Genomic DNA, 24994 nt, shown 5'->3' with positions numbered 1-24994 from the left:
CCCTGAAATTTGTGGCGGCCCCCAGGCCAGCCCGTCCAAAGACCCGGTATAGGGCTCTCTGTTCCCGCGCTAGCCTACCGAAGCAGGATGGCGGCCGCGATGGGGAGCGCTCCCCCACCGCGGCACGTTTGGTGCTGCCCAGAATAGGCTTCAGCAATGCGGAACCCCCGGCCCGCCAGGCCATCCAAGCTTGGTGTGCCCCGAAATTACATAACGTCCCACGTTTCGGGAGGAACCGGACTCCACACGGTAATACGGCTGGTCGGGTCCGCCGGACCAGTTGTCGTTTTGCACCACGTAACACTTCACAACGATGGTGTCCTGCGTACTGACGTAGAACCACGGCGGGTTGTCGCCCGTGACGCGGTCGCAGTCGAAGTAGGGGTTGGGCCGGTAGTTTGACCCGCCCAGGGTGTAGCTGCAGGTCCGGACTAGTCCGGTGTCCTGAACCAGGGTTGTGGTCCACTGGCCGATTCGCCCGGATTTCGCGCTGGCACCCGCGACAGGGCCGCCGGTCCCGACGGAATTGAAGGTCTGGACTTGGATGGTGACGGTCTCTTCGTAGCCATTGGTGTTGACGGTCCTGCTGCCCGATGCAGCCACGTCTTCCCATCCGCGGCCGCCGACATTGATCTTTGTCCGGGCGACGTCGAAGGAACTTGGAGACGGCGATGACCAGTTCAGCGTGACGGACTTCTGGTTCATGGCACCGTCCTGGCCAGACGCTGAAGGCGTTCCAGGTGACCCGTACGGGGTGGCGGAGGCAGGGGCGCTGGCGTTCGAGCTTGGCGCTACTGCCGAGTTGGCGATCACCGTGATGCTGACGGAGGCGCCGTTGGCGAACCCCGCAATGGTCTGTCCCGGAGCAATGGGTCCGCTGGTGCCGTTGCTGGCGTTGTAGCTGTAGCTGACCTCGTTTTCGGCGGAACCGTTGCGCTCGGCCGCAGTGAGCCGCCGGAAGTCAACGGTCACCGACCTTCCTGCGCCCCCGGTGTTGGCTGGAGTGGAGCTGACGCCCGAGACCTGGCCCAGTTTGCCAGTGGCACGGCGTGGTGCTGAGGCGGGGCTGACCCCGCCTTTGCCTGCCTTGTTTTCTGCCTGCACGGTGAACGCGTAAGCGGCCTCGGAGTTGTTGGCCGAGAAGTTGGCCGTCCGTACCGTCCCGGCAACGGTCTGCGTCTGGGCTGGACCGTCGCCGCCACTCATGGTGACGTAGTAGTTGCTGATGGGATCACCGTTGGTGTTGGGTTCGGCCCAGCTCACTTTGAGCTGGTTCTGTGTGCCCACGGATTCTGTCACTGCGGAGCTGGGTGCGGCGGGCGCGGCCGGAACACCGGCGGGGTTGTCTTCTGCTGAGTACGTTCCCCAGTCGGAGGGACCCAATTCGTTGACAGCCTGGGCCCGGACCTTATATTTCACGCCGTTGGTCAGCCCGGTCCAGGTGTAGTTCAGCCCTGCCACGTCGTTTTTCACGGCGATGCCGGTCGCCGGTGGCGGCGAGATCTCCAGGTTGTAGTGCTTGACGGCCGAGCCCTCGGATTTGGCGGCAGGCCAGTTGATCACCATGTTTTTGTCACCGGCCTTGACGCTCGGCGCTTCCGGCGGCGACGGCTTTTCGTCGGGCCGGATCTCGTTGGACTGTGCGGAGGCAGGGGAATCCCCCACCTCGTTGGTGGCGGTAACCGTAAAGACGTACTTCACGTCGTTGGTCAGTCCGTTCAAGGTGCAGGTAGTGGTGGCGCACTCTTGCTCGAAGCCGTTGTTGGAGCGGACCGTGTAGCCGGTGATGGAGGCTCCATTGTCCGACGGCGGCGCCCATTTGAGCACAGCGGTCCGGCTGCGGACCTCTGTGGCACTGGGGGCGGACGGGGCATCGGGGGCATCCCGCACGGTCAGCCGGAGCCTGCCGTCAACCTGGCGTGACAGGTCGCCGGTTTTGTCGGCCACGGTGTAGCGGACCACCATAACGCCCTTGAAGCCGACTGCCGGGGTCACGGCTATGGAGTCCCCCACTGCGGCGGGCTGGCCGGAAGCTGACCCGGTTTCAACAGTGGCCGCCACGATTTTGAGAGACGTGTCCGGGAAGGGGTTGAAGTCATTGGCCAGGACGTTGATGGTCTCCGGTTTGCCCGCATTGGCTTTGTCCACCACGTCGTCGTTGGCCACCGGCATGGGCCGGTTGGAGGCAACGTGCCGGGCCAGCATGGACGCCGTGACTGCCGGAGAGCGGCCGTCAGTGACTTTCACCGGGATGTTCCCGGTGAACCCGATGCCCAGTGAGCTGTCCGCCCCTACGGTCAGCACAGCACCCTCGATCGTGGCGGTGAAGCCTGCAGGCAGGGTCCCGTCCAGCGCAAATGTGAGCTTGCCTTTGTCCTGTTCGTCCACGTCCCGGGCGAGCCCGGACAGGTCGACGGAGGCCTTCTCAGCCTTCGGAACGTCCACGGACGTGCCGCTGAAGGTGGGCGGATGATTGGCGTTGGGGTCCGGAATCACAGAGGTCATGATTACCAGGGTTGACTTCAGGCCGGCAGGATCGTCGGGTCCGGCACCGTCGGTGACTTCGAAGGTCACCGATCCGGGACCGACATAGTCCGCCCGCGCAGCGTACCGCAGCGCCGAACCGTCGGACTGGATGACGTCCTCGGACGATGCACCCTGAACACGGACCGCATCCGCCACGGTAACCCGCGGCCGCCGGCCATCGCGCACCCGGACGTATTCGGCAAGGTCAAGGATGACCTCCTTGCCGGCCATCACTTCGACCGGTTCGATCTTGGCGAGCGTCGGGTATTGCTCCCCCTGGCCCGGGATCCACATGAGGGCCGTTGAGGAGAGTCCGTCGATGTCGGTGACGCTATAAGGAATCAGCTGGTCCTGGGGAGTCAGGGTGACCACCACGTTCCCGGAGCCGCCATCACGGGCATTTGGGTTGCCGTCCGGGAGGCTGATCTTGAGATCTGCCGCCACACCGTCGGCGTCCGAGTCATTTTTCAGGACCGGAACGTCAACAGCCGTTTTTCCAAGGGTCTCCGATACCGTGACGCGGTCGTCCTTGGCGACGGGACGCTTCAGCTCGGCGTCAGGGCTGACCCGGATCCGGATGACAGCGCCGGCTGACGCCTTTTTGTCGTCCTGGATCCGGTAGCTGATGCTCTCGTTGCCGGCGGCATCGGGCGCGGTGAAAAGAACCTTGGCGCCATCGGATACCTCCACCTGCAGTTCAGGTTTTGCCTCGAAACCGTTCGTCACCAGGCTCAACGGATCACCGTCAGGGTCTGAATCATTGGAGAGGGCCTCAACGGCCACTTTTCTGCCCGGCCTGATGTCCACGGCGTCGTCCACGGCGATCGGCTTTTGGTTGTTGGGTTCGGGCGGGGCGATGCCCACGATCACTGTGCCTGTGTTTTCGGCGCCAATCCGGTCCCGGACCCGGTAGGTGAAAGAATCTGTTCCGGCTCCGTCGCCTGCGGCAGTGAACTCCAGATAGCCGTCCCTGACCACAGCAGTGCCCATGCCGGGTGCTTTGTCGATGCCCAGGAGCTGGACTGAATCGCCGTTGGCGTCGATGCCGTCCATCGGAACGGGAATCTTCACCATCATTCCCGCCACTACGCGGGCAGTAAGGTTCCTCGGCTCCGGACGGGAGTTTCGTTCATCGTCGCGGGCCTGGATGCGGATGGTGACCTGCTGGGAGTCCACCTGGCCGGACTCGTTCTGAACTTTGTAGATGGCGTAGACGGTTTTGGGCTCAGCGCCCGCAATGAACCGCAGATAATCGCCGGAGACAAACATTCGGCCGTCGGCGGCGTCCGGCTGCTGCGCCAGTTCGGGCAGGAGGGTGAGCTTTCGGCCGTTCGGGTCCGTGTCGTTGGCCAGCACGGGGATGCTGACAACATCGTTGGTCCGGACAGTGGCTTCGTCCGGTTTGGCCTGGGGCGCTTGGAGCTTGGTGGGTGCCGGGACCACCAGGACCGAAATCTCGCCGGTCGCGGAGGCGCGCCCATTGGAGATCGTGTACTTGATAGTCAGCTTGCCCTCGGCCCGGACATCCGTAATCCTGACCACCGAGTGGTCCAGAACCGCCACGCTGACCGGAAGGTCTGCGTCCGCGGTCACAGACTGCACCACCAAAACCCCGCCCGACGGGTCGGCATCGTTACCCAGCACATCCACCAGGACGTCGCCGCCAGTGGGCAGCAGTGCGATGTCACGGACCGCCACCGGAGCGCCCTCGGAATCGCCTGCCACAACGTCAACCCGAACCAGCTGCTGCGCGCTGGCGGGCCCGTTGGTCACCAGGTACGAGACGTAATGCGCGCCCACCGAGTTGGAATTGAACGTAAATGTCTGTTGGTCGGGATTCAGCGTTGCCGACGACTGCGCGTCTGCCGTCGCTTGCGCCAGCCTCAGCACGCCCCCTTGCGGGTCGGAGTCGTTCTTCAGTGGGGTGACCACCGTGTCCGCTCCCGCGACGGCGATCACGTGGTCGGCGTTGGCGATGGGCGGAAGGGCGCCCGGGGAGCGGACGTCCACAGTGATTTTGCCTTCGGAGGTCGCCTGCCCGTCGGATACTGTCACCGAGAGGACCTTACGTCCCGGGGCAGAGCCTGAGTCCTGGAAGGTCAGCTGGCCATCGGGCCGGATCCTGACTTGGTCCAGCGGATCCGTGCTTGTGGCGGCAACGGCGAAGAGATCGTCGCCGTCGGGGTCGATCCAGTCGGTGAGGATGTTTTGGGTGGCGCTCTTTCCGGCCTGCAGGACGAGCGTGGTGTTGCGGTTCGGCTTCTGACGGGGCGCAGTGTTCTCGCCCGGCGGCAAGATGGTCAGGGCCACGTCCGCGGTGGAAGACAGCCCGCGGCCGTCATCCACGGTGTATTTGAACGTTTCGCTGCCGGACTTGTCGGCGGGCACGGCGATCTGGAAACCCGTTGAACCGTAGATCGGCGACAGTGCGCCGGATTTCAGGTCTGCGGCCGCCCGGACTGTCAGGATGTCGCCGTCGGGATCGGTGTCGTTGTCGAGGACAGGGAGCACGGTCGTCTTGCCTGCCCGGACACCGAAGGCATCCGGGTTTGCCACAGGTGCACTGTTGGGTTTGGTGCGGTCCGGCAGGACGGTCTGCTGGACTTCGTCGGCGGAATCCTTGTCCGCGTCATCGGAGGTTTCCTTCGGCGGAATGACGTCCTCCCAGTTGTTCACCAGCTGCATGTTCTGGTTCACCAGCCACAGGGGGTGTCAAGTTTTCTGTGTAAGGGACCGGTCGGTTATCCGGTCTGCCGGGTGGTCAGATCGGAAGTCGGTTGGGGAATTGAACGGCGAAAGCGTTCAGGGCCTGGTGCCAGCCTTGGGTGCCGGTTCCGAGCTCGCCGCCGCGGGTGGTCTCGATGTTCCGGATCCCCAGGTAGACCAGCTTGATTGCGGCCTCGTCGGAGGGAAATGAGCCCCTGGTTTTGGTGATTTTTCGCAGTTGGTAGTTGATCGATTCAATCTGGTTGGTGGTGTAGATGACTTTGCGGATCTCCGGGGTGAACGCCAGGAACGGCGTGAAGTCCTCCCACGCGTTCCGCCACGCCAATACCGCCCCGGGAGCTGTGCTCTGCCAGGTCTCCGCGAAGGCCTCCATGGCCAGCTCGGCCGCCTGCACGGTCGGTGCGGTGTAGATCGGGCGCATGTCCCGGGCCATGGCTTTGCGTGCGCCGTAGGAGGCGTATTTCATGGCCGAGCGCAGCAGGTGCACCACGCAGGTTTGCACGACGGTCTGGGGGTAGATGCTGTTCACCGCTGCCGGCAGCCCGGTGAGCCCGTCGCAGCACAGGATCAGGATGTCGGTCGCTCCGCGGTTGCGGATTTCGGTGAGCACGTTGGCCCAGAACTTCGCCCCTTCGCTGGTGCCCAGCCACAGGCCCAGGACCTGCTTGCGGCCCTCCACGTCCACGCCCACGGCCACGTGGCAGGCCTTGTTCACCACCACGCCGCCGTCCCGGATTTTCAGCCAGATCGCGTCGATGTAGACGATCGGGTAGACCGATTCCAGCGGCCGGTTCTGCCACTGGGCGACCTCATCGGCGATCACGTCGGTCACCCTCGAAATCGTCGCCGCGGAGACCTTGGTCCCGTAGATCTCATCGAGATGGGAGCCGATGTCCCGGGTGCTCATCCCGCGGGCGTAGAGGGACAGGATCATGTCCTCGACCTTGCCCAGCCGGCGGGCCCGCTTGGGCACGATCACCGGCTCGAAGGAACTGTTCCGGTCCCGCGGCACGGTGACCTGCACCGGCCCCTGGAGGGTCTGAACGCTCTTGGTGGTCTTGCCGTTGCGGGAGTTGCCCGTGCCCTGCCCTGCGGGGTCCCCGGACTCGTAGCCGAGGTGGTCGCTCATCTCGGTTTCCAGGGCCCGTTCCAGGACCGCACGGGTCATCCGGGAGAGCAGTTCCTCAACTCCGTTGCGGCCCTCCCCGAGGTCCTCCGCAGCCGTGACGAGGGCATCGATCTGATCGGCGCTCAAAACGCCTTCAAGGGGGTTGGTGGTCATACTGATTTCGGCCAAGAGGGCCCGTCCTTTCAGGGGCGAAACCGCAGGTCACACCCTAGTTAGAGACCGGACCCTTACACACTCAATGAAACACCCTCCAGCCACACATTCCCCGAGTTCACATCGTTCAGGACCACCAGGTCCCGGTTCACCCGGAAAACATACGACGGCGACGCACTCGCCTTCGGCACGTCCACATTCTTATCATCAGCATCATTCACACAATCACGGACATACTTATTCGCCCCCGACCACGCCGCATGCACACACCCGCCCAACTGCACCGGCGCAGCCGGCACCCCCTCGCCGTCAAACGACACCGTCTTCGCCGTCGAACCATCCAACGGCTGCTTCAACAACGCCTTCTGCGTCGCAATAGCCACAAAATCACCGGCCGGCCCGTTCTGCTGCAACTTCGCATCCCGCGCCTCAGCCAACTGCAAACGCTTCCCGCCCGGCAGGAACAGGTTCCCCGCCGCAGCATCCAACACCACCGGCTCATCCCCCACCACCGTGATCTGCAGATCCCCCGCACCCTTCAACTCACCCCAGGTGCTCGAGTCGGACGTGGCCTGGCCGTCCGCGCTGACCGAGGTGACGGTCACTGCTCCGGTTTTGGGATCGGCACTGTAAATCCGGTCGTCAGCCCCCACCGCGGAGACGGTTCCCTGCGATGCGGCTAGCACCGGTTCCGTGGATTCCTCATTGAACCCGTTTACTGTGGACGGGGAGAGGGCCCAGACCTTGCCCCTGGCGGCGTCGGTAACGGAAATGACTTCGGTGCCAAAACTGACGTCGGCAGAACCCGGCAGCTGCTTGTCCCCGCCCAGGCGCATGTTCGCAGGAGAAACCTGGTTCAACGTCGAACCCGTCTCATCATCCACAAACACATCCCCGGCATGCTGGAGAATATCGAACGTCGTACTCGCCGGCGTCACAGCACCATCAAGAACACGCGACGGATAATTTAACCGCCCCACCGCGTTATTGGACTTACTGACAACCCACACACCGCCGTCGTTCAACTCCACCTCAGTGGTCTTAAACCCCGGATAGATGATCGCCCCGGCCACCAACACAGCACCAGCCGCGGCAAAAGCCGAACCGGTAACCAGTTTGTTGTGGCGTTTCTTGAGACCAAGCTTCCCCAGCAGACTTGTCACAGCTTTACTATTCCCCTGAAATCACCGCTGCCTGATGGCAGCTACATTGCCCCTGGTAGCCACCACGGGCCGGTTCCGCCACTCCCCCATAGAGACGCCGGAATAATGCTGACATTGCCTGACGGTCTGCGATGGGGCTCCCGACCCTCACCCCGCAGAAACCTGCCAGCCGCCACAGACGACTATAGCGCGATACACCAACAACTGGATAAACCCGCAGGTCAGCGGATCCCCCAGCCCCCGGCGTACGCCGCACCAGCTTTTCCGGAGCCGCCAAACTAGTCGAGCACCAGGCCCCTGCCCGCGCCGCGCTTCAGCAGCACAGGGTGGATTTCGCCGAACCCGCGCACATTTTCGGCCGGCTGCGGAACCAGGATAAAGCGTTCGTCCTGGTCCAGCGCTGATGCCGTCATGGAGTCGATCAGGACCGTGCCCGGGTCAGCGAGGGTGGTGAGCCGGGCCGCGAGGTTCACCGTGGGACCGTAGATGTCACCCAGCCGTGACAGGATCCGTCCCCAGACCATGGCCACGCGTGCTTCGGGAAGGATCTCATCCTCGGTGAATGCCTGCGCCAGGGCGAGCGATATCTCGGCGCCGGCAGCCGGCGTTTCCGCAATGTACAGGACTTCGTCGCCGACGGTCTTGACCAGCCGGCCACCGCCCACCGAGATGATCTCGGCGCATTTGTTCTCGAAGCGCTGGACCAGCCGGGCGAGGGTCTTTTCGTTCATCCGGCGGGACAGGCTCGTGTATGAAACCAGGTCAGCGAACCCTACTGCGCGTGCAAGGGGCAGCGGAGCGTCATCCTCGTCGCCCTCACGGCCTTCCTCGCTGGCCTGCAGACCGGCCTCGGCGCGGACGGCCAGCCGCTGGACGCCGGCGTTGAGCTGGCGCCGCCAGGAATAAACAAGCATCTGCTCGAGCGCGTCCAGCAGGGACGGCAGTTCCTGGACCAGGCGCTTGCGGGCCACGGCATCGGTGACACCCTGCTCGTGGACCATGTCCTCCACCAGGGCCTCGATCTGCCAGACCACCATGCGGTCCGTCATCTGCCCGATGGAGCGCGTCACCGAGATGGCGGCCTCTTCGGTGAGGACCCCGGAGCGGACCAGGTCCACCACAGTGGAGAGCGCTGCCTGGTCGCGTTCGGTGAAGGCCACGTCATCGTCGCCGAAGTTCGGGAAACCGAGGGCCCGCCACAGCTTCCGCGCAGACAGGAGCGACAAACCGGCGCCAGCCGCCACTTCGCGGCGCCGGAGCTTCCGCTCCCCGCCGAGGAGCCTGGCCTCAAGTGCCTTGGCCGCCAGCCGTTCGACGGACAGCGTGCCGGTTGGCGGGTGGGCACTCCCGGCTGCGGGGGTTGGCAGGGCGGCCTGGCCCTCTTCGTCCTCATCGTTCATCGTGTCCACCTTCTCTCAATTCCCACGGCAGGATGTCGTCGGCATAATCCGACACGTCGTCAGTCTCCGGATCCCTGCCCACGGGCAGGTCAGCAACGGCATCCAGCACAAAGTCCCGGAACCGTGCGGCTTCCGGGACGTCCGGGATGGTCACCACACTTTGGTACCCGGTTTCCAAGGATATATTCCCGGAGCGCAATATCCGCTGCACCACCGACTGGTGGACCGTCACGTTGCGGACGGAGGCCAGATTAACCTGTTCGTCCCGGCGGCGCATCATGCCGTAACGCGCCATAACCCTCCGGCTCGTGAGGATGTATCGCGTTCCCTGCCACCGGAGCAGCCCGGGCAGGCAATACGCCAGCCAGACCCAGGCGGCGGCCAGCAGGCAGGCAAGAACGATCCATGGCGTCCAGTCTGCGGAAACCGCCGGCACCAGGCGGGTAGCCTCGCCCCGCAGCGTCCAGGCACTGGCAAACGCAGCAGCGGCGGGTGCGGCGATGAAGGCAGCGGCCGGACCGGCCAGTTTCCTCGGCTGCGGACGGGTGATCGTAATGACCTGCTCGCCCGGCGCGAGGTCTCTACGCATACCCGCCATCGGTACCCTGGCCCGGCGGGGTCCAAGGACGCAGGTGCACCACGTCCCCGGCGGTCACCACATGTTCCCGGGCGTCCTTATCCACCACGAGCAGCGAACCGTACTCATCCAGCCTGGTGGCATGCCCGATGATCTCGTGGTCGCCCGGCAGCTGCGCGCGGACCTGGCTGCCCAGCGTCACCATCACGGACTCCACCCGTTTGTGGAGGGACGGGCCGCCTGCCAGCCCGGCTGTGGGATCGCCATCGGCGTTGCAGAAGCTGCGGTAGAGCACCGCGAAGTGCGCCAGGTAGCTCTTGAGCAGCTGGGTCCGGTCAACCGTCAGCGGCTGCTCGAGTGCCACGGACGTTGCGGTGGGCACGGGCAGTTCCTCGGACGTCAGAGTCACATTCAGCCCGGTCCCCAGAATGACCGCCGGCACTGAGCCGTCGCCCATCGGCCCCATTTGCGCCAGGATCCCGGCGATCTTGCGGCCGCGGACCAAGACATCATTGGGCCATTTGAGCTCAGCCGGGAGGCCGGCCGTCTCCAGGAGCGTCTGCCGCAGCGCCAGCGCGCCCAACAATGAAAGCCACGAATAGGTTTGCGTGGGCAAGGGCCTTCCCTCCGCGTTGACCGGTCGCAGCACGATGGAAACTGACACGGAACTCAGCGGCGGCGCTTCCCAGCTCCGGTCAAGCCGGCCGCGCGCTGCGGTCTGGTACTCAGCCGTCAGCACAGACAGATCAGGCCACTCTTTAGGCTCGACAGTCACGGCCCGCAGGAGGTCTGCATTCGTGGATCCGGTGGAGTCCACCACAACCATTTTCGCGATGCCGCTGGCGGCCAGGAAATCCTGCTCCGCCAGGGCCCCACGGTTCAATGGACTTCCTGGGGTGTGTGTGTCAGCCATGGTTGAATCCTATCGACTCACGGACCACCGGCGGCTGTTCCGGCGGCACATGACCGGAACGGTGTCAGAGAAAAATGTCCGGAACCAGCTGGTCCTCGGCGGCCCCGAGACTGTAGGGACGGAAGTCCGTGACTCCCGCAGCCGCGAGCACTTGCTCGTCGGTGTAGAAGTTGCCACTGGCCGGCATCTCTCCGGCAGCGGCGGCACCAGGCAGCGCAGCGCCGCCGTGATTGCCGCCGGTCAGGATGGCATGGGCCGCATCGGCCATGATCTGCGGCCCGCGGGCTGCCTGCACAATCGCCTCGCCGCCGGGCATATTACGGATGGCGGCGGTATCGATGAGGGTGCACGGCCAGAGGGAGTTGACGGTGATGCCATCGTTCTTGAGCTCCTCGGCCAAACCGAGGGTGGTCAGGCTCATGCCGTATTTGGCCATGGTGTACGCCAGGTGTCTGCCGGCCCATTTGGGGTCGAGGTTCAGGGGCGGCGAGAGTGTCAGGATGTGGCCGTTGCCTGACTTGCGCAACGCAGGCAACGCCAGCTTTGACAGCAGGAAGGTCCCGCGGACGTTGATGTCCTGCATCAGGTCATAGCGCTTCATGTCGACGTTGTCCGTGGTGGACAGGTCGATGGCGGAGGCGTTGTTCAGGACGACGTCGATCCCGCCGAAGCGTTCGACGGCGGCCGCCACGGCGCCGGCCACGTCCCCGTCGTTTCGGACATCGCCCACGATGGCGAGCGCCTGGCCGCCGGCGGCTTCGATCTGTTCGGCGGCGCTGTGCACTGTGCCCGCTAGCGCGGCGTGCGGCTGGCCGGTCTTGGCCAGCAGGACAATGTTGGCGCCGTCCCGGGCGGCCCTGATGGCAATCGCCAGCCCGATCCCGCGGCTGCCGCCGGACATCAGGATGGTGCGGCCACGCAGGGAACCGGCAGCCCGGTACGGAGTTTCGACGGCGGCCCGGGACGGAGGTGCGGCATCGTTGCTGGAAGTCATGGGCTCCACTGTAGCCGAGTTATGTTACTGACCAGTAACATACGTCTTGGCCGCCGGAAGGGACGGAAAATTGTAGGTTTTCTACAGCCGTGCGGCGCAGATGCGTCATTAGACTAGCCAGCAGGGTTCGTTTTTTGTGTGGAAGCTACTTAAATCCCGCACCTGACCGGCCTGCCACCACCGCACGCAGCACCATATTTGTTACGCACCAATCTGCTACAGAGCCGGAGACACTTGATGAGCCACGATCTGACCACGACAGCGGGAAAAATCGCCGACTTCCGCGACCGCCAGGCCCGTGCAGAGCAGCCATCCGGTCCTGAAGCCGTCGAAAAGCAGCACGCCCGCGGCAAGAACACGGCCCGCGAGCGCGTCGAACTCCTCCTGGATGAAGGCTCCTTTGTGGAACTGGATGCGCTGGCGGTCCACCGCTCCACCGCTTTCGGCATGGACAAGAAAAAGCCGCTCGGTGACGGCCTGGTCTCCGGCTACGGCACCGTGGACGGCCGTCCGGTGGCGGTCTACAGCCAGGACTTCTCCGTGTACGGCGGATCCCTGAGCCAGGTCAACGGCGAGAAAATCGTCAAGGTCCAGGAATTCGCCCTGCGCAACGGCTGCCCCGTGGTGGGCATCCTGGACGGCGGCGGCGCCCGCATCCAGGAAGGCGTTGCCTCGCTGGCCATGTTTGCGGACATCTTCCGCAACAACGTCCATGCCTCCGGCGTGGTCCCGCAGATCTCCCTCATCATGGGTCCCTCCGCCGGCGGCGCGGCCTACTCCCCTGCACTCACCGACTACGTGGTGATGGTGGACAAGACCTCGCACATGTTCATCACCGGGCCTGACGTCATCAAGACCGTCACCGGCGAGGACGTGGACATGGAAACCCTGGGCGGCGCCCGGCAGCACAACGCCACCACGGGCACGTCCACCTACCTTGCCTCCGATGAGGCCGACGCCATCGGCTTCGTCCGCGAACTGCTGGACTTCCTGCCGTCGAACAACCTCGCCGAGGCGCCGGTGCTGGAGCACCAGCAGGATTTGGAGCCCGACGCCGACGACCTCGCCCTGGATGCCCTCGTGCCGGACTCGGCAAACCAGCCCTACGATATGCGCACCGTGATCGAGCAGATTGTGGATGACGGGCACTTCCTGGAGATGCAGTCCCTGTACGCCCCCAACGTCATGATCGGCTACGGCCGCGTGGAGGGACACACGGTGGGGATCGTGGCCAACCAGCCGCTGCAGTTTGCCGGCACCCTGGACATCGCCGCCTCCGAGAAGGCCGCCCGGTTCGTCCGCCACTGCGACGCCTTCAACATCCCCATCATCACGCTGGTGGACGTTCCGGGCTTCCTGCCCGGCAAGGACCAGGAGTTCCAGGGCATCATCCGCCGCGGGGCCAAGCTGCTCTACGCCTATGCCGAGGCCACTGTCCCCAAACTGACCGTCATCACCCGCAAAGCCTACGGCGGGGCTTACATCGTGATGGGTTCGAAGAAGCTCGGCGCTGACCTGAACCTGGCCTGGCCCACGGCCCAGATCGGCGTCATGGGCGCCCAGGGCGCGGTCAACATCCTGTACCGCCGCGACCTTGCGGCCGTTGCCGAGGCCGGCGGGGATGTTGAGGCCCGCCGTGCCGAGGTGATCAGGCAGTACGAAGAAGAGCTGCTGAACCCCTACCAGGCCGCCGAGCTGGGCTACGTGGACGCGGTCATCGCCCCCTCAGAGACCCGGGTCCAGATCATCCGGGGCCTGCGCGCGCTCCGCGACAAGCGGGCCGCCCTGCCCACCAAGAAGCACGGGAACATCCCGCTGTGAACGAGGACCGGAACCCGGTGTCCGAGGCCTCAATTGATGCACCGGTCCCGGAAAGCAGCCCACTGCTCTCTGTTGTTAAGGGCGACCCGTCGGCCGAGGAACTCGCGGCCCTGACCGCCGTCGTACTTTCCCTCGGCGGCATGGATGCTGCGGAGTCGGACAAGCCCACGGTCCGGCACTGGGTGCGCCGGCAGCAATTGCGGCTCGCGCCGACGCCGGGTCCCGGCGCCTGGAAGCGAAGCCGGGGTTAGGCTCGTGGGGTGACTACCGAAACCCCGTCCGCTGTCCGTCCGCACTCCGCCATCGATGCCGTGGCAGATGAGTACACCGACACGCTTATCCGGTTGAATCCGTCCTTCGCCACCGAGCTCGGGCTCCCCGGCCACGAGACCGAGTACCCCGATTACTCCCCTGCAGGCATCGCCGGATTCGCGGCGGAAGCCGTCAAGGCCCTGGCCGCCCTGGCCGGACTGGAACCGCAGGATGACGTGGACGCCGTCACCCTGGACGCCATGCGCGAGCGCCTGGGCCTACAGCTGGAAATCCACGCCTCCGGGTGGGACGAAGCGAACCTGAACAACATCGCCTCCCCCTCACAGGACATCCGGGCCATCTTCGACCTGATGCCCACAGAAACCGCCGAGCACTGGGAGCACATCGCCGGGCGCGCGCTGAATGTTCCCGGTGCCCTCGCCGGCTATACCGATTCCCTCCGCAAGGCACGGGACAACGGCAAGGTTGCCGCCGCCCGCCAGGTTTCCATCGTCATCGAGCAGACCACCAAACACGCCGCGGACGATGGCTTCTTCGCCAAGCTCGCCGCCGGGGCGCGGACCGCCGAGGGCCCCCTTCCGGCGACTGTGCAGGGAAAGCTCGACGCCGGTGCTGCCGCTGCGCGCTCCGCCTACCTCGACCTTGCGGACTTCCTCCGCACGGAACTGCTGCCTGCCGCGCCGGCGAAAGATGCTGTAGGCCGGGAACGCTATGAGCTGGCTTCGCGCTCTTTCCTCGGCGCCGCCGTCGACCTCGAAGAGACCTATGCCTGGGGAGTGCAGGAACTCGACAGGCTCATCGCCGAGCAGGAGCAGGTGGCCGCCGCCATCAAGCCGGGGGCCACCATTGCGGAAGCGAAGACCGTCCTTAACAACGACCCCGCACGGCAGCTGAAGGGCACGGACGCCCTCAAGGCATGGATGCAGGAACTCTCCGATAAGGCTGTGGCCGACCTTGCCGGGGTGCACTTCGAGATCCCCGACGTTATGAAGAAACTTGAGTGCCTGATCGCACCGACCGACGAGGGCGGCATCTACTACACCGGCCCCTCCGATGATTTCAGCCGGCCCGGCCGGATGTGGTGGTCCGTTCCCGCAGGCGAGGACACATTTACCACCTGGGCCGAAACCACCACGGTCTTCCATGAAGGCGTCCCCGGCCACCATCTCCAGGTAGCCACGGCCACGTACCGGCGGGAGCTTCTGAACAAGTGGCGGCGCAACGTATGCTGGACGTCAGGCCACGGCGAAGGCTGGGCCCTGTACGCCGAAAAGCTGATGCAGGAACTCGGCTACCTCTCCGACCCGGGCGACCACATGGGCATGCTGGACATGCAGCGGATGCGCGCAGCCCGCGTGGTCTTCGATATCGGCGTCCATCTGGAACTTGAGATGCCCGAACGCTGGGGCTCCGGGACCTGGACGCCGGAGAAGGGCTACGGCTTCCTCCAGGAGAACCTGGCTATCAGCGAAGGCCAGCTCAACTTCGAATTCACGCGCTACCTCGGCTGGCCGGGCCAGGCACCGTCCTACAAGGTGGGCCAGCGCCTCTGGGAACAGATCCGTGCCGACCTCGAATCCCGGTCCGGCTTCGATCTCAAGGCCTTCCACACCAAGGCACTGAACATCGGCTCGGTGGGCTTGGACACCCTCCGCAGGGCACTGCTTTCCTAGAGATCTTTGCCACACGGCCGCCGGGAATAACTTCACAATTACCTAGGATGACGGCGGGAATCCGGGCGTTTAGCGCTTGACGTGGCTTCATGGCCCCGTAACATTTCTCAACATCCTTTCGGAGTGATAAGGGCTTCGGACCTAGCGTGTTCTGGTGAGCACTCAAACCCGCACCCCCGAATCCGCAGGAAAGACCGGCTTCCAGCTTCCCAAATGGGCTGGCTCGTTCGGCTTCCAGATCATTGCCGCCCTCATTGTGGGCCTGGGCCTCGGCCTGCTGGCCAAGTACACCGGCAGCACGAAGGCAGAGCCCAATGGCCTGGGCGCCACGCTGCAGACCGTCGGTTCCAGCTACATCTCGCTGCTGCAGACTGCCGTTGTGCCGTTGATCTTCACCGCGGTGGTCAGTTCCATCTCCAACCTCCGCCAGGTGTCCAACGCCGCCAAGCTGGCCTGGAACACCCTGCTCTGGTTCGCTATCACATCCCTGATCGCGGTCCTGATCGGCATCGGGCTTGGCGTGCTCCTGCAGCCCGGTGCGAACACCGGCATCACCGGCGAAGGCGAAGCACCCAGCAAGGTGGGCAACTGGTGGGCATTCCTCACCGGGCTGTTCCCCAAGAACTTCCTTGGCCTCGGTGCCAGCTCCACGGTGGCTGAATCCGGTGCCGTCACCACGGCTGTGAGCTTCAATGTGCTCCAGATCCTGGTCATCGCCATCGCCGTCGGCGTCGCCGCCCTCAAGGTGGGCAAGGCCGCTGAGCCGTTCCTCACCCTCAATGTCGCCGCCCTGGCCGTCATCCAGAAGGTCCTGTGGTGGATCATCCGCATCGCTCCCATCGGTACCGTCGGCCTGATCGGCAACGCCGTGGCCGTGTACGGCTGGGACACCATCGGGGCGCTGGGCAAGTTCACGTTCGCCATCTACGTTGGCCTGGCCCTGGTGATGTTTGTTGTCTACCCGGTCCTCGTCCGTACCCACGGCCTCTCCGTCAAGCAGTACTTCTCCGGCGTCTGGCCGGCAGTGCAGCTGGCCTTTGTGTCCCGCTCGTCCATCGGAACGCTGCCGCTGACCCAGCGGGTCACCGAACGCAACCTGGGCGTTCCCCGTGCGTACGCCTCCTTCGCCGTGCCGCTGGGCGCCACCACCAAGATGGACGGCTGCGCCGCGATCTACCCGGCCATCTCCGCCATCTTCGTGGCCCAGTTCTTCGGCGTCCAGCTGGACCTCAGCCACTACCTGCTCATTGCACTGGTTTCCGTCCTCGGCTCCGCAGCGACCGCGGGCACCACCGGCGCCGTGGTGATGCTCACCCTGACGCTCTCCACGCTGGGACTGCCGCTCGCCGGCGTCGGCCTCCTGCTGGCAGTTGACCCCATCCTGGACATGGGCCGCACCGCCCTCAACGTGGCCGGCCAGGCGCTGGTCCCGGCCATCGTGTCCAAGCGCCAGGGCATCCTGGACGAGACGCTCTACAACGCGCCCCGTAACGGCAACCCGTTCGCGGACGACGACGACTCCACGGTTGCGGATCCCTCCGCCGCCGTTCGGGGTACTGACCCGACCGAAGCCGGGCGTGAGCTCGCCGACGCGAAGGCCTGACGCCAGCCGGTAAGTGCACACAAAGGAAGTCCCCGGGAAACTGACTGTTCCCCGGGGGCTTCTTTTGTTTGCTACGCCCTGCCCGCCAGTCAGCGGCCGCCGATCACCCCGTTCTCCACTGCCTTGGTCACAGCATCCGCCTCGGCCTGGGTCAGCTTGCCGTCGGTAACGGCCTGGTCCAGACGCGTCTTCAGCGCCGCAGCACGGTCTGCCTGGTCAGCGGTCCGCAGTTCCGCCAGCGCCGCCGTCACTTTCGCCTCGTCCACGCCAAGTGCGGCCCCGAGGGACTTGGCAAGCTCAGCCTGCTGCACCGCGGGGTCGGGCCGTGTCCCCTCCGCCGGCTTGGCCTTCTCCGTACCGGCTGCAGGCTTGTTGGCTTCACGGAATGCCTTCAGCGCATCGGTCACCTTGGCTTCCTCCACCCCGAGCTTGGTGGCCAGGGCGGCAGCGTCGACGCCGCGGAACCCTCCATGTCCATGGCCGCCACGTCCGCCCTTGCCTTCAGAGGGGCTGGTGCTGCCATCCGACGGCGCAGTCGAACTGGAGCTGGGGGCGGGCGTCGGCGTAGTGGTGGCTGACGCCACCCCGGCGATTCCGATCCCTGCTCCGAGGGCCAGGGCGGTGGCCGTCAGGCCAACGGCAACTCTTTTTGTCCGTACCATTTCTGTCTCCTGGATCTGCCGTCCGGTGACGGCTGGTGGTGTGTCCCGACGGGGACTCTTCCAGTCTCAAACGGCAGCATCAGGCGGACCTGTCGGGAACCTTTCATCTTCCTGTGAATGAATTTGCGCGGCGTGCAAACTTGCACGTAGTGTAACTTCATGCCCGAACTCCTTTCGCGCCGTGAGCTGAATAAAGCGGCCACGCGCCAGGCCATCACTGACGCCGCCCTGGCACTCCTGCGCGGAAAAGGTCCGGGCAACTTCACCGTGGAAGACATCGCCGAGACGGCAGGGATTTCCCGGCGCACCTTCTTTAATTACTTCTCCAGCATCGAAGCGGCACTGGCCTCGGTGACGCACGGGTTCCTGGACAGCGCGCTGCAGCAGTTCCGGCAGCGCCCCGCCGATGAACCAATCCTTGAGTCCGCGCGCGCAGCCCTCATGCAGTTGGCAGATCCCATGACCGTGGCACCGCTTGCGGAACTGTCCACCCTCACCCAGGAGAACGCGCTCCTGTCCCGCTCCGAACTTGAGGCATGGGACCACTGCACCGAACAGATCATCGCTGCCGCCCGCGACCGGTTCACCAAAACCCCGGGCACCGCCGTCGACGAACTCTATCTGCGTGCACTGGCCGGCTCGGTCATCTCCTGCGGCAAAGCCGCCATGGACGTGTGGTTCGCCCAACGCGGCGCCGACCTCTCGCCTGCCTCGCTCGCCGTCCTGCGCCAGCTGCTGATTGATGCCATGGGCCACCTCGGCACAGGCTTCGGCGGTCCAGCCACCTCCGCTCCCATTACTGCACCCACCCTCCTCAAAGAACGGCTCTGACATGGCCCTGCTGCTCTACCGCCTCGGCAAGTTCTCCTACCGTCACCGCTGGCTGGTCATCTCGCTCTGGCTTGCCGTCCTGGTGGCCGTCGGCGGCTCGGCTGCCGCCTTCCACGGCACGCTCTCCAACAACTTCCAGATTCCCGGCACCGAAACACAGCGCATCGCGGACAAACTGAAGGAGGAACTCCCGGCGGCGTCGGGCGGTTCGGCCAGCATCGTCTTCGAAGCCCCCGCCGGCGGCTTTACCGACGAGAGCCGCGCAGCCGTCACGGCCGCGCTGACCGAGCTCGGGGAACTGCCGGACGTCAAGGCCACCACCGATCCGTTTGCCACGCAGGCGCAGCTGGACCAGGCCGGACAGTCGATTACCGACGGTGAGCAGCAGCTCGCCGCCGGCCAGTCCCAACTGGACGCCTCAAAGGCAGAGCTCGACGCCGGGGCAGCGCAGCTCAGTGCCGCAGAGCAGCAGCTCACCGCCGCCGGCGCTCCCGCAGCGGTCATCGAGGCGCGGCTGGGACAGCAGAAGGCAGCTCTGGCCCAAGGTCAGGCACAGCTTGCTGCCGGCGCCCAGGAACTCGAGGCCGCGAAGGCCAAGCTGGATCTGGGCAAGCGGCAGGCTGAGGCCTCCGCCGGTATCCGGTTCGTCTCCCTGGACAACCAGGCCGCGGTGGCCCAGGTGCAGTTCACCACCTCCATCAATGCCCTGACGCCCGCCATCCGCCAGCAGGTCCAGGACTTCGCGCATCAAACCTCGTCAGCCGGCGTCACCGCGCTGGCCAGCAAGGAAATCACCGAGGACATCTCGGAACTCTTCGGCACCGCCGAGATCATCGGCATCGCCGTGGCCGCCCTGGTCCTGATCCTGATGCTCGGCACCCTGATCGCGGCCGGGCTGCCCCTGCTGATGGCTATCATCGGCGTCGGCGTGGGCGTGGGCATCACGTTCGCCCTGTCCGGAGCGTTCGACATGAGCTCCATCTCCCCCATGCTCGCCCTGATGCTTGGCCTGGCCGTGGGCATTGACTACTCCCTCTTCATCGTCAACCGGCACCGGACCCAGCTGCTCGCGGGTATGGACCCTGAGGAATCCGTGGCCCGTGCCACCGGAACGTCAGGCAACGCCGTGCTCTTTGCCGGCCTGACCGTCATCATCGCCCTGGCCGCGCTGGTGGTTCCGGGCCTGCCGTTCCTGAGCGTGATGGGCCTGGCGGCAGCAGGTACCGTGGCGGTAGCCGTCCTGGTGGCGCTCTCCCTGACCCCGGCCATGCTGTCCCTGATCGGCCGCCGCATCATTTCCCGGCGGGCCTGGGCCAAAGCCGAGGCCCACAACGCCGAAGCCGGCCACGAAGCAGCCGACCAGGCCAGGGACGAAGCCAAGAGCACCCGCGGCTGGGGCGGGCTGGTGACCAGGCATCCCATCGTGGCGCTCGTCGCCGGTGTGCTTCTGCTGGGCACCCTGGCCCTGCCTGCCGCGCAGCTGCAGCTCGCACTGCCCGACGGCGGATCCGAGCCGGTCGATTCCGAGGCCTACCAGGCCTACGACGTCACGGCCCGCAGCTTCGGCGAAGGCGTCACGGGTCCCATCGTGGTGGTAGGCGAGTTCCCGGCCGGCCTGGACGAAACCCGGGCCCAGGAGCTGCAGTACGACGTCGCTGACCTCATCCGGGGCGTGGACAACGTGGTGGCCGCCGTTCCGGTGGCACTGAGTGACGACCGGCGCACCGCCGTCTTCCAGGTCATCCCGGAGGAGGGCCCCGCCAAGGCAGGCACCGTCCAAGTGGTGAGCGAGCTCCGCGAACGCGGCGCGCAGATCCAGGCCGAAACCGGTGTCACCATCGGGCTGACCGGCCAGACGGCCGGCAACATCGATGTCTCCACCAAACTGGGCGATGCCCTGCCGCCCTACCTGGCGATCGTCGTCGGGCTCTCCCTGATCCTCCTGCTGCTGGTGTTCCGGTCCATCGTGGTCCCGCTGCTGGCCACCGGCGGCTTCCTGCTCTCGCTGGCTGCTGCCTTCGGCCTGGTAGTGGCCGTCTACCAGTGGGGCTGGCTCGGCGGCGTGTTCGACGTCGCGAACCCCGGAGCCGTGCTGAGCTTCCTGCCCATCATCCTGATCGGCGTGCTGTTCGGCCTGGCCATGGACTACCAGGTCTTCATTGCCTCCGGCATGCGTGAGTCCTACATGCACGGCGCCTCAGCCAAAAACGCCGTGCGGATCGGCTTCAGCCATGCCGGTGCCGTGGTGACGGCCGCCGCCATCATCATGGTCTCCGTGTTCGCCGGCTTCATCTTCAGCCACCTGACCATGGTCCGGCCCCTCGGCTTCGCCATGGCGTTCGGTGTGCTGCTGGACGCCTTTGTGGTCCGGATGACCATCGTGCCTGCCGTGATGTACCTGCTCGGCGAAAAGACCTGGTGGCTGCCGAAGTGGCTGGACCGGATCCTGCCGGACGTGGACGTCGAGGGCGCCCGGCTCGAACGCCTGGACACAACGCCGCAGAAGCTGGACCAGCCGGTCCACTAGGCTGAATCCGTGACCCGACTGATCCTTGCATCCCAGTCCCCCGCCCGCACCAAACTCCTCACCGACGCCGGTATCCAGCACACCGTGCTGGTGTCCGACGTGGATGAGGACGCCATCCAGGCCCGCTACGGAGTCACGGATGCGCACGATACCGCGCTGCTGCTGGCCCGCGCCAAGGCCGAGGCCGTCGCCGCGCTGCCCGACGCGGAGGGCACGCTGGTGATCGGCTGCGACTCGGTGTTCGAGTTCGACGGCGAGTCGCACGGCAAACCGTATACCGCCGACGTCGCCCGCGAACGGATGCTCCGGATGAGCGGCAACAGCGGGGTGCTGCACACCGGACACTGGCTGGTGGACTGCCGTGCGACGGCCGCGGACGAAACGCACGACGACGGCATCACGGCACCGGGGTCCGGCGCCACGCTCGGGGCGGTCACCTCCGCCGAGGTCCATTTCACCGACATGGACCCGGAGGAAATCGACGCCTATATCGCCACCGGCGAGCCGCTGCACTGCGCGGGTTCGTTTACTATCGACGGCTTCGGCGGGGCCTTCATCCGGAAGGTGGACGGGGATCCGCACACCGTCGTCGGGCTTTCCATTTCGACGCTGCGCGCACTCCTGGGCCAGGCGAACGTGCGCATCACGGAGCTTTGGCCTGCGCGGTCACCTGCCCAATAATCGGGCCGATTCGGCATGGCTTTGTAGGTTCCCTACAAAGCCATGCCCGTTTACACGCGGAAACCGCAAGTAATATCGGCGGAACCCTCAAAATCGCGCTAGGCTCCCTGAAGGAAAGAAGGAGACGCCTTGTCAGCAATTTTGGAGCAGTCCGCAAGTCCCGTGCAGTCGAACCTCACCAAGGTGCTGATCGCCAACCGCGGCGAAATCGCAGTTCGGATCATCCGCGCGGCACGTGATGAAGGCATCGCCTCCGTGGCTGTCTACGCCGATCCCGACCGGGACGCCCTTCATGTCCGGCTTGCCGACGAGGCCTACTCGCTGGGCGGCAACACCGCTGCCGAGTCCTATCTGGTGATGGACAAGATCATTGACGCTGCCCGCCAGTCCGGTGCCGACGCCATCCACCCCGGCTACGGATTCCTGGCCGAGAATGCCCAGTTCGCCGCCAAGGTCATCGAAGCCGGCATCACCTGGATCGGCCCCTCCCCCGAGGCCATCTCCGCCCTCGGCGACAAGGTGCAGGCGCGCCACATCGCCGAGAAAGTGGGCGCACCCCAGGTCCCCGGCACCGCCGACCCCGTGGAGTCGGCCGAGGAGATCCTCGAATTCGTGGACAAGTTCGGCCTGCCCGTGGCCATCAAGGCCGCCTTCGGCGGCGGCGGCCGCGGCATCAAGGTGGCCCGCACCCGCGAGGAAATTCCCGAACTGTTCGACTCCGCCGTCCGTGAAGCGACGGCCGCCTTCGGCCGCGGCGAGTGCTTCATCGAGCGCTTCCTGGACGCCCCGCGCCACGTCGAAACCCAGTGCCTCGCCGACGCCCACGGCAACGTGGTGGTGGTATCCACCCGCGACTGCTCCCTGCAGCGCCGGAACCAGAAGCTGGTCGAAGAGGCCCCGGCGCCCTTCCTCACTGAAGAGCAGAACCGCCGGCTCTACGAATCCTCCAAAGCCATCCTGAAGGAAGCCGGCTACCTCGGGGCCGGCACCTGCGAATTCCTGGTGGGCCAGGACGGCACCATCTCCTTCCTCGAGGTCAACACCCGCCTCCAGGTGGAGCACTGCGTCTCCGAGGAAGTCACCGGCATCGACCTGGTCCGCGAACAGTTCCGGCTGGCCCGCGGCGAGGCACTGGGCTACGGCGACCCCGAAGTCCGGGGCCACTCGATCGAATTCCGCATCACCGGCGAGGACCCGGGCCGCAACTTCATGCCTGCCCCGGGAACCATCACCACCCTGAAGAACCCCACGGGCCCGGGCATTCGGATCGACTCCGGCGTGGAGCAGGGCGACGTGATCAGCGGCAACTTCGACTCGATGCTGTCCAAGCTGATCGTTACGGGCGCCACCCGCGCCCAGGCCCTGCAGCGCTCCCGCCGTGCCCTGGAGGAAATGGTGGTGGAAGGCATCCCCACTGTTATCCCCTTCGACCTTGCCGTGGTCAGCGACCCCGACTTTGCCCCGGCCGAGGGACCTTTCAAGGTCCACACCCGCTGGATCGAAACCGAATTCGTCAACAACCTTCCCGCCTGGACGCCGGATGGAACCGGCGCGTCCGCCGACGACACTGAGGAACGCCAGCGAGTGGTGGTTGAAGTTGGCGGCAAGCGGCTCGAAGTGGTCCTGCCGGCCTCCCTGGGCGCCATCAGCACCGGTTCCGGCGGCGGCAACGCCAAGGCCGGCAAGTCCAAAAAACGGCTCCGCTCGGGCGGCGCTGCGGCGGCCGCCACCGGCAATTCCCTGACCTCGCCCATGCAGGGCACCATCGTCAAGGTTGCCGTGGCCAACGGCGACGTTGTGGCCGAAGGCGACCTTGTGGTGGTGCTGGAAGCCATGAAGATGGAACAGCCCCTCACCGCCCACCGTTCCGGAACCATTACCGGACTCGGTGCCGTGGCCGGTGAGACGGTTTCGGCCGGCGCCGTCATCGCCACGATCGAAGACTAGATCCCGCCGGAGGCATCCATGCTCGCACCCAGTTTTGAAGAAGAAGTTGACCGATACCACCTGGCGGTTCCGGAGATCACCCGCGGCAATCCCGGGCCGGTCAAGGACCTTTACTCCCGGCTTGACGACGTCACACTGGCCAATCCGTTCGGCGGCATAGCCCGCGGCTGGGCCCAGGTGGAGGCCCGGCTGGACCAGGCCTCCCGGCAGTTCCAGGACGGCGAGATGCTGGGCTTTGACACCATCACGTCCTATACCGCACGCGACACCGCCTTCCTTGTGGAGACCGAACACTTCCGGGCCCGCCTGGAGGGCGCCCCGCTGACCGAGGAGTTCGCGCTTCGGGTGACCAGCGTCTTCCGCCGCGAAGAGGGCTATTGGAAGCTGGTCCACCGGCATGCCGATCCCGCCGCCCGGCCGCAGTCCCGGCGGTCCTTCGTTCAGCCGACAGGTCAGCCTGCCGGACACTGACACCACTGTCCATTCCAACTAGGTAGCGCTATCTGTCGTTACGAGTGCTCACAACGACAGATAGCGCTACCTACTTGGGAGGGCGGGGCCGCGCTCTGGCGCTGAGCTGGGGCCGCGGGCACACTTAGCGTGTGAAGCCTTTCCTGCTCCTGGCCTCCCGGGCCGAAGACGCCGCCGCCGAGGACGAGTATGCCGCCTACCTCCGGTACGGCGGCCTGGCACCTGAACAGCTCCGGCGCATCCGGCTGGAGGCTGCTCCCCTGCCGGACCTGGATCTCTCGGAATACTCCGGCGTGATTGTCGGCGGCAGTCCCTTTACCTCGAGTGATCCTGCCGACCACAAGAGCGCCACCCAGCACCGCGTGGAGCGGGAACTTGCCGCGCTGCTGGACCGGATCGTGGACCAGGACTTTCCGTTCCTCGGCGCCTGCTACGGGGTGGGGACGCTGGGAACCCACCAGGGTGCGGTCATCGACAGGACGTTCGGCGAGCCCCTGGGCGGCGTGGAGATCGAACTGACGGACGCCGGCGCAGCGGACCCTGTCCTGCGCGGGATGCCCCGCCGGTTTACCGCCTTCACGGGCCACAAGGAGGCCTGCACCTCGCTGCCCCCGCATGCGGTGCTGCTGGCGTCCTCCCAGGCCTGCCCCGTCCAGATGTTCCGGATCAAAGAAAACCTGTACGCCACGCAGTTCCATCCCGAACTGGATGTTGAGGGCCTGGTCACCCGGATCGATATCTACCGCCATGCCGGGTACTTCCCGCCCGAGTCCGCGGAGGACCTCATGGCGGCGGCCCGCCGGTTCACGGTCACGGAGCCCATGACCATCCTGAAGAACTTCGCCGCCCGCTACGCAAGCTGAGCCACCGCACGCAGGGTGCGCACCGCCGTCGTGCGTTCCTGCCCGGTTGCCTGGCCCCGG

17 protein-coding genes and 1 pseudogene are annotated in these 24994 nt (G+C 65.7%); 10 read left to right on the top strand and 8 right to left on the bottom strand.

Annotation, left to right across the window (positions count from 1 at the left end; genetic code table 11):
• Window positions 1-150: 150 nt before the first annotated feature.
• The 7 genes and pseudogenes from IDT60_RS06065 to IDT60_RS06035 all read right to left on the bottom strand — a co-directional run bounded on the left by IDT60_RS06065 (window position 151) and on the right by IDT60_RS06035 (window position 11582).
• Window positions 151-5223 carry an Ig-like domain-containing protein gene (locus IDT60_RS06065; protein ID WP_223883903.1) on the bottom strand — a complete coding sequence of 1691 codons (5073 nt, stop codon included), beginning with the start codon at window positions 5221-5223 and terminating at the stop codon, window positions 151-153.
• Window positions 5224-5287: 64 nt separating this feature from the next.
• The gene (locus tag IDT60_RS06060) at window positions 5288-6535 is read right to left on the bottom strand and encodes an IS256 family transposase (RefSeq protein ID WP_191081774.1); all 1248 of its coding nucleotides are present in this window, start codon (window positions 6533-6535) and stop codon (window positions 5288-5290) included.
• Window positions 6536-6633: 98 nt separating this feature from the next.
• A pseudogene (locus IDT60_RS06055) lies at window positions 6634-7698 on the bottom strand (hypothetical protein); the annotation flags it as partial.
• Between the two features lie 278 nt (window positions 7699-7976).
• Window positions 7977-9098 (bottom strand): adenylate/guanylate cyclase domain-containing protein, encoded by a 1122-nt coding sequence (locus IDT60_RS06050; protein ID WP_191081266.1) that lies wholly within the window; start codon window positions 9096-9098, stop codon window positions 7977-7979.
• Window positions 9088-9687 carry a PH domain-containing protein gene (locus tag IDT60_RS06045; RefSeq protein ID WP_191081265.1) on the bottom strand — a complete coding sequence of 200 codons (600 nt, stop codon included), beginning with the start codon at window positions 9685-9687 and terminating at the stop codon, window positions 9088-9090. The genes IDT60_RS06050 and IDT60_RS06045 overlap by 11 nt, the downstream gene beginning before the upstream one ends.
• Entirely contained in the window at window positions 9680-10588 is a 909-nt protein-coding gene (locus tag IDT60_RS06040) for a biotin--[acetyl-CoA-carboxylase] ligase (RefSeq protein ID WP_191081264.1), read from the bottom strand. Before IDT60_RS06040 ends, IDT60_RS06045 begins: the two co-directional genes overlap by 8 nt.
• Window positions 10589-10652: 64 nt before the next feature.
• On the bottom strand, window positions 10653-11582 hold the full coding sequence (locus IDT60_RS06035; RefSeq protein WP_191081263.1) for an NAD(P)-dependent oxidoreductase: 930 nt from the start codon (window positions 11580-11582) through the stop codon (window positions 10653-10655).
• A 237-nt stretch (window positions 11583-11819) separates the two neighbouring features.
• Here IDT60_RS06035 and IDT60_RS06030 point away from each other — a divergent pair, with 237 nt between their 5' ends.
• The 4 genes from IDT60_RS06030 to IDT60_RS06015 all read left to right on the top strand — a co-directional run bounded on the left by IDT60_RS06030 (window position 11820) and on the right by IDT60_RS06015 (window position 16952).
• Complete coding sequence (locus IDT60_RS06030; protein ID WP_191081262.1) at window positions 11820-13403, top strand: acyl-CoA carboxylase subunit beta; 1584 nt, start codon at window positions 11820-11822, stop codon at window positions 13401-13403.
• Complete coding sequence (locus IDT60_RS06025) at window positions 13400-13654, top strand: acyl-CoA carboxylase subunit epsilon (RefSeq protein WP_191081261.1); 255 nt, start codon at window positions 13400-13402, stop codon at window positions 13652-13654. Before IDT60_RS06030 ends, IDT60_RS06025 begins: the two co-directional genes overlap by 4 nt.
• A gap of 9 nt (window positions 13655-13663) precedes the next feature.
• On the top strand, window positions 13664-15349 hold the full coding sequence (locus IDT60_RS06020) for a DUF885 domain-containing protein (RefSeq protein ID WP_191081260.1): 1686 nt from the start codon (window positions 13664-13666) through the stop codon (window positions 15347-15349).
• A 154-nt stretch (window positions 15350-15503) separates the two neighbouring features.
• Window positions 15504-16952, top strand: a complete 1449-nt coding sequence (locus IDT60_RS06015; RefSeq protein ID WP_191081259.1) for a dicarboxylate/amino acid:cation symporter — start codon at window positions 15504-15506, stop codon at window positions 16950-16952.
• Between the two features lie 89 nt (window positions 16953-17041).
• On the opposite strand, the gene IDT60_RS06010 is transcribed toward IDT60_RS06015, so the two are convergent.
• Entirely contained in the window at window positions 17042-17614 is a 573-nt protein-coding gene (locus tag IDT60_RS06010) for a hypothetical protein (RefSeq protein ID WP_191081258.1), read from the bottom strand.
• Between the two features lie 159 nt (window positions 17615-17773).
• Between IDT60_RS06010 and IDT60_RS06005 the strand changes: the two genes are divergently transcribed.
• The 6 genes from IDT60_RS06005 to IDT60_RS05980 all read left to right on the top strand — a co-directional run bounded on the left by IDT60_RS06005 (window position 17774) and on the right by IDT60_RS05980 (window position 24934).
• Window positions 17774-18445: a TetR/AcrR family transcriptional regulator gene (locus tag IDT60_RS06005; RefSeq protein WP_191081257.1), complete on the top strand. Its 672-nt coding sequence runs from the start codon at window positions 17774-17776 to the stop codon at window positions 18443-18445.
• 1 nt (window position 18446) lies between these two features.
• On the top strand, window positions 18447-20972 hold the full coding sequence (locus IDT60_RS06000) for an MMPL family transporter (RefSeq protein ID WP_191081256.1): 2526 nt from the start codon (window positions 18447-18449) through the stop codon (window positions 20970-20972).
• A gap of 9 nt (window positions 20973-20981) precedes the next feature.
• Window positions 20982-21653, top strand: a complete 672-nt coding sequence (locus tag IDT60_RS05995; protein WP_164201354.1) for a nucleoside triphosphate pyrophosphatase — start codon at window positions 20982-20984, stop codon at window positions 21651-21653.
• A gap of 129 nt (window positions 21654-21782) precedes the next feature.
• The gene (locus tag IDT60_RS05990) at window positions 21783-23600 is read left to right on the top strand and encodes a biotin carboxylase N-terminal domain-containing protein (RefSeq protein ID WP_223883902.1); all 1818 of its coding nucleotides are present in this window, start codon (window positions 21783-21785) and stop codon (window positions 23598-23600) included.
• A gap of 18 nt (window positions 23601-23618) precedes the next feature.
• Window positions 23619-24071, top strand: coding sequence for a nuclear transport factor 2 family protein (locus IDT60_RS05985; RefSeq protein WP_164201355.1), 453 nt, complete (start codon window positions 23619-23621; stop codon window positions 24069-24071).
• 131 nt (window positions 24072-24202) lie between these two features.
• On the top strand, window positions 24203-24934 hold the full coding sequence (locus tag IDT60_RS05980) for a glutamine amidotransferase (protein WP_164201356.1): 732 nt from the start codon (window positions 24203-24205) through the stop codon (window positions 24932-24934).
• Window positions 24935-24994: the final 60 nt, after the last annotated feature.

It is taken from the genome of Pseudarthrobacter sp. BIM B-2242 (assembly GCF_014764445.1).
GTDB lineage: Bacteria > Actinomycetota > Actinomycetes > Actinomycetales > Micrococcaceae > Arthrobacter > Arthrobacter luteus_A.
Note: the sequence above shows the minus strand (reverse complement) of the source record. Positions and strands in the feature narration are given on the sequence as shown.

Bases quoted from the DNA above. Each gene is read 5' to 3' on its own strand.
- IDT60_RS06060 (WP_191081774.1), bottom strand. From the start codon at position 6,535: ATGACCACCAACCCCCTTGAAGGCGTTTTGAGCGCCGATCAGATCGAT.
- IDT60_RS06050 (WP_191081266.1), bottom strand. From the start codon at position 9,098: ATGAACGATGAGGACGAAGAGGGCCAGGCCGCCCTGCCAACCCCCGCA.
- IDT60_RS06045 (WP_191081265.1), bottom strand. From the start codon at position 9,687: ATGCGTAGAGACCTCGCGCCGGGCGAGCAGGTCATTACGATCACCCGT.
- IDT60_RS06040 (WP_191081264.1), bottom strand. From the start codon at position 10,588: ATGGCTGACACACACACCCCAGGAAGTCCATTGAACCGTGGGGCCCTG.
- IDT60_RS06035 (WP_191081263.1), bottom strand. From the start codon at position 11,582: ATGACTTCCAGCAACGATGCCGCACCTCCGTCCCGGGCCGCCGTCGAA.
- IDT60_RS06030 (WP_191081262.1), top strand. From the start codon at position 11,820: ATGAGCCACGATCTGACCACGACAGCGGGAAAAATCGCCGACTTCCGC.
- IDT60_RS06010 (WP_191081258.1), bottom strand. From the start codon at position 17,614: ATGGTACGGACAAAAAGAGTTGCCGTTGGCCTGACGGCCACCGCCCTG.
- IDT60_RS06005 (WP_191081257.1), top strand. From the start codon at position 17,774: ATGCCCGAACTCCTTTCGCGCCGTGAGCTGAATAAAGCGGCCACGCGC.
- IDT60_RS06000 (WP_191081256.1), top strand. From the start codon at position 18,447: ATGGCCCTGCTGCTCTACCGCCTCGGCAAGTTCTCCTACCGTCACCGC.
- IDT60_RS05985 (WP_164201355.1), top strand. From the start codon at position 23,619: ATGCTCGCACCCAGTTTTGAAGAAGAAGTTGACCGATACCACCTGGCG.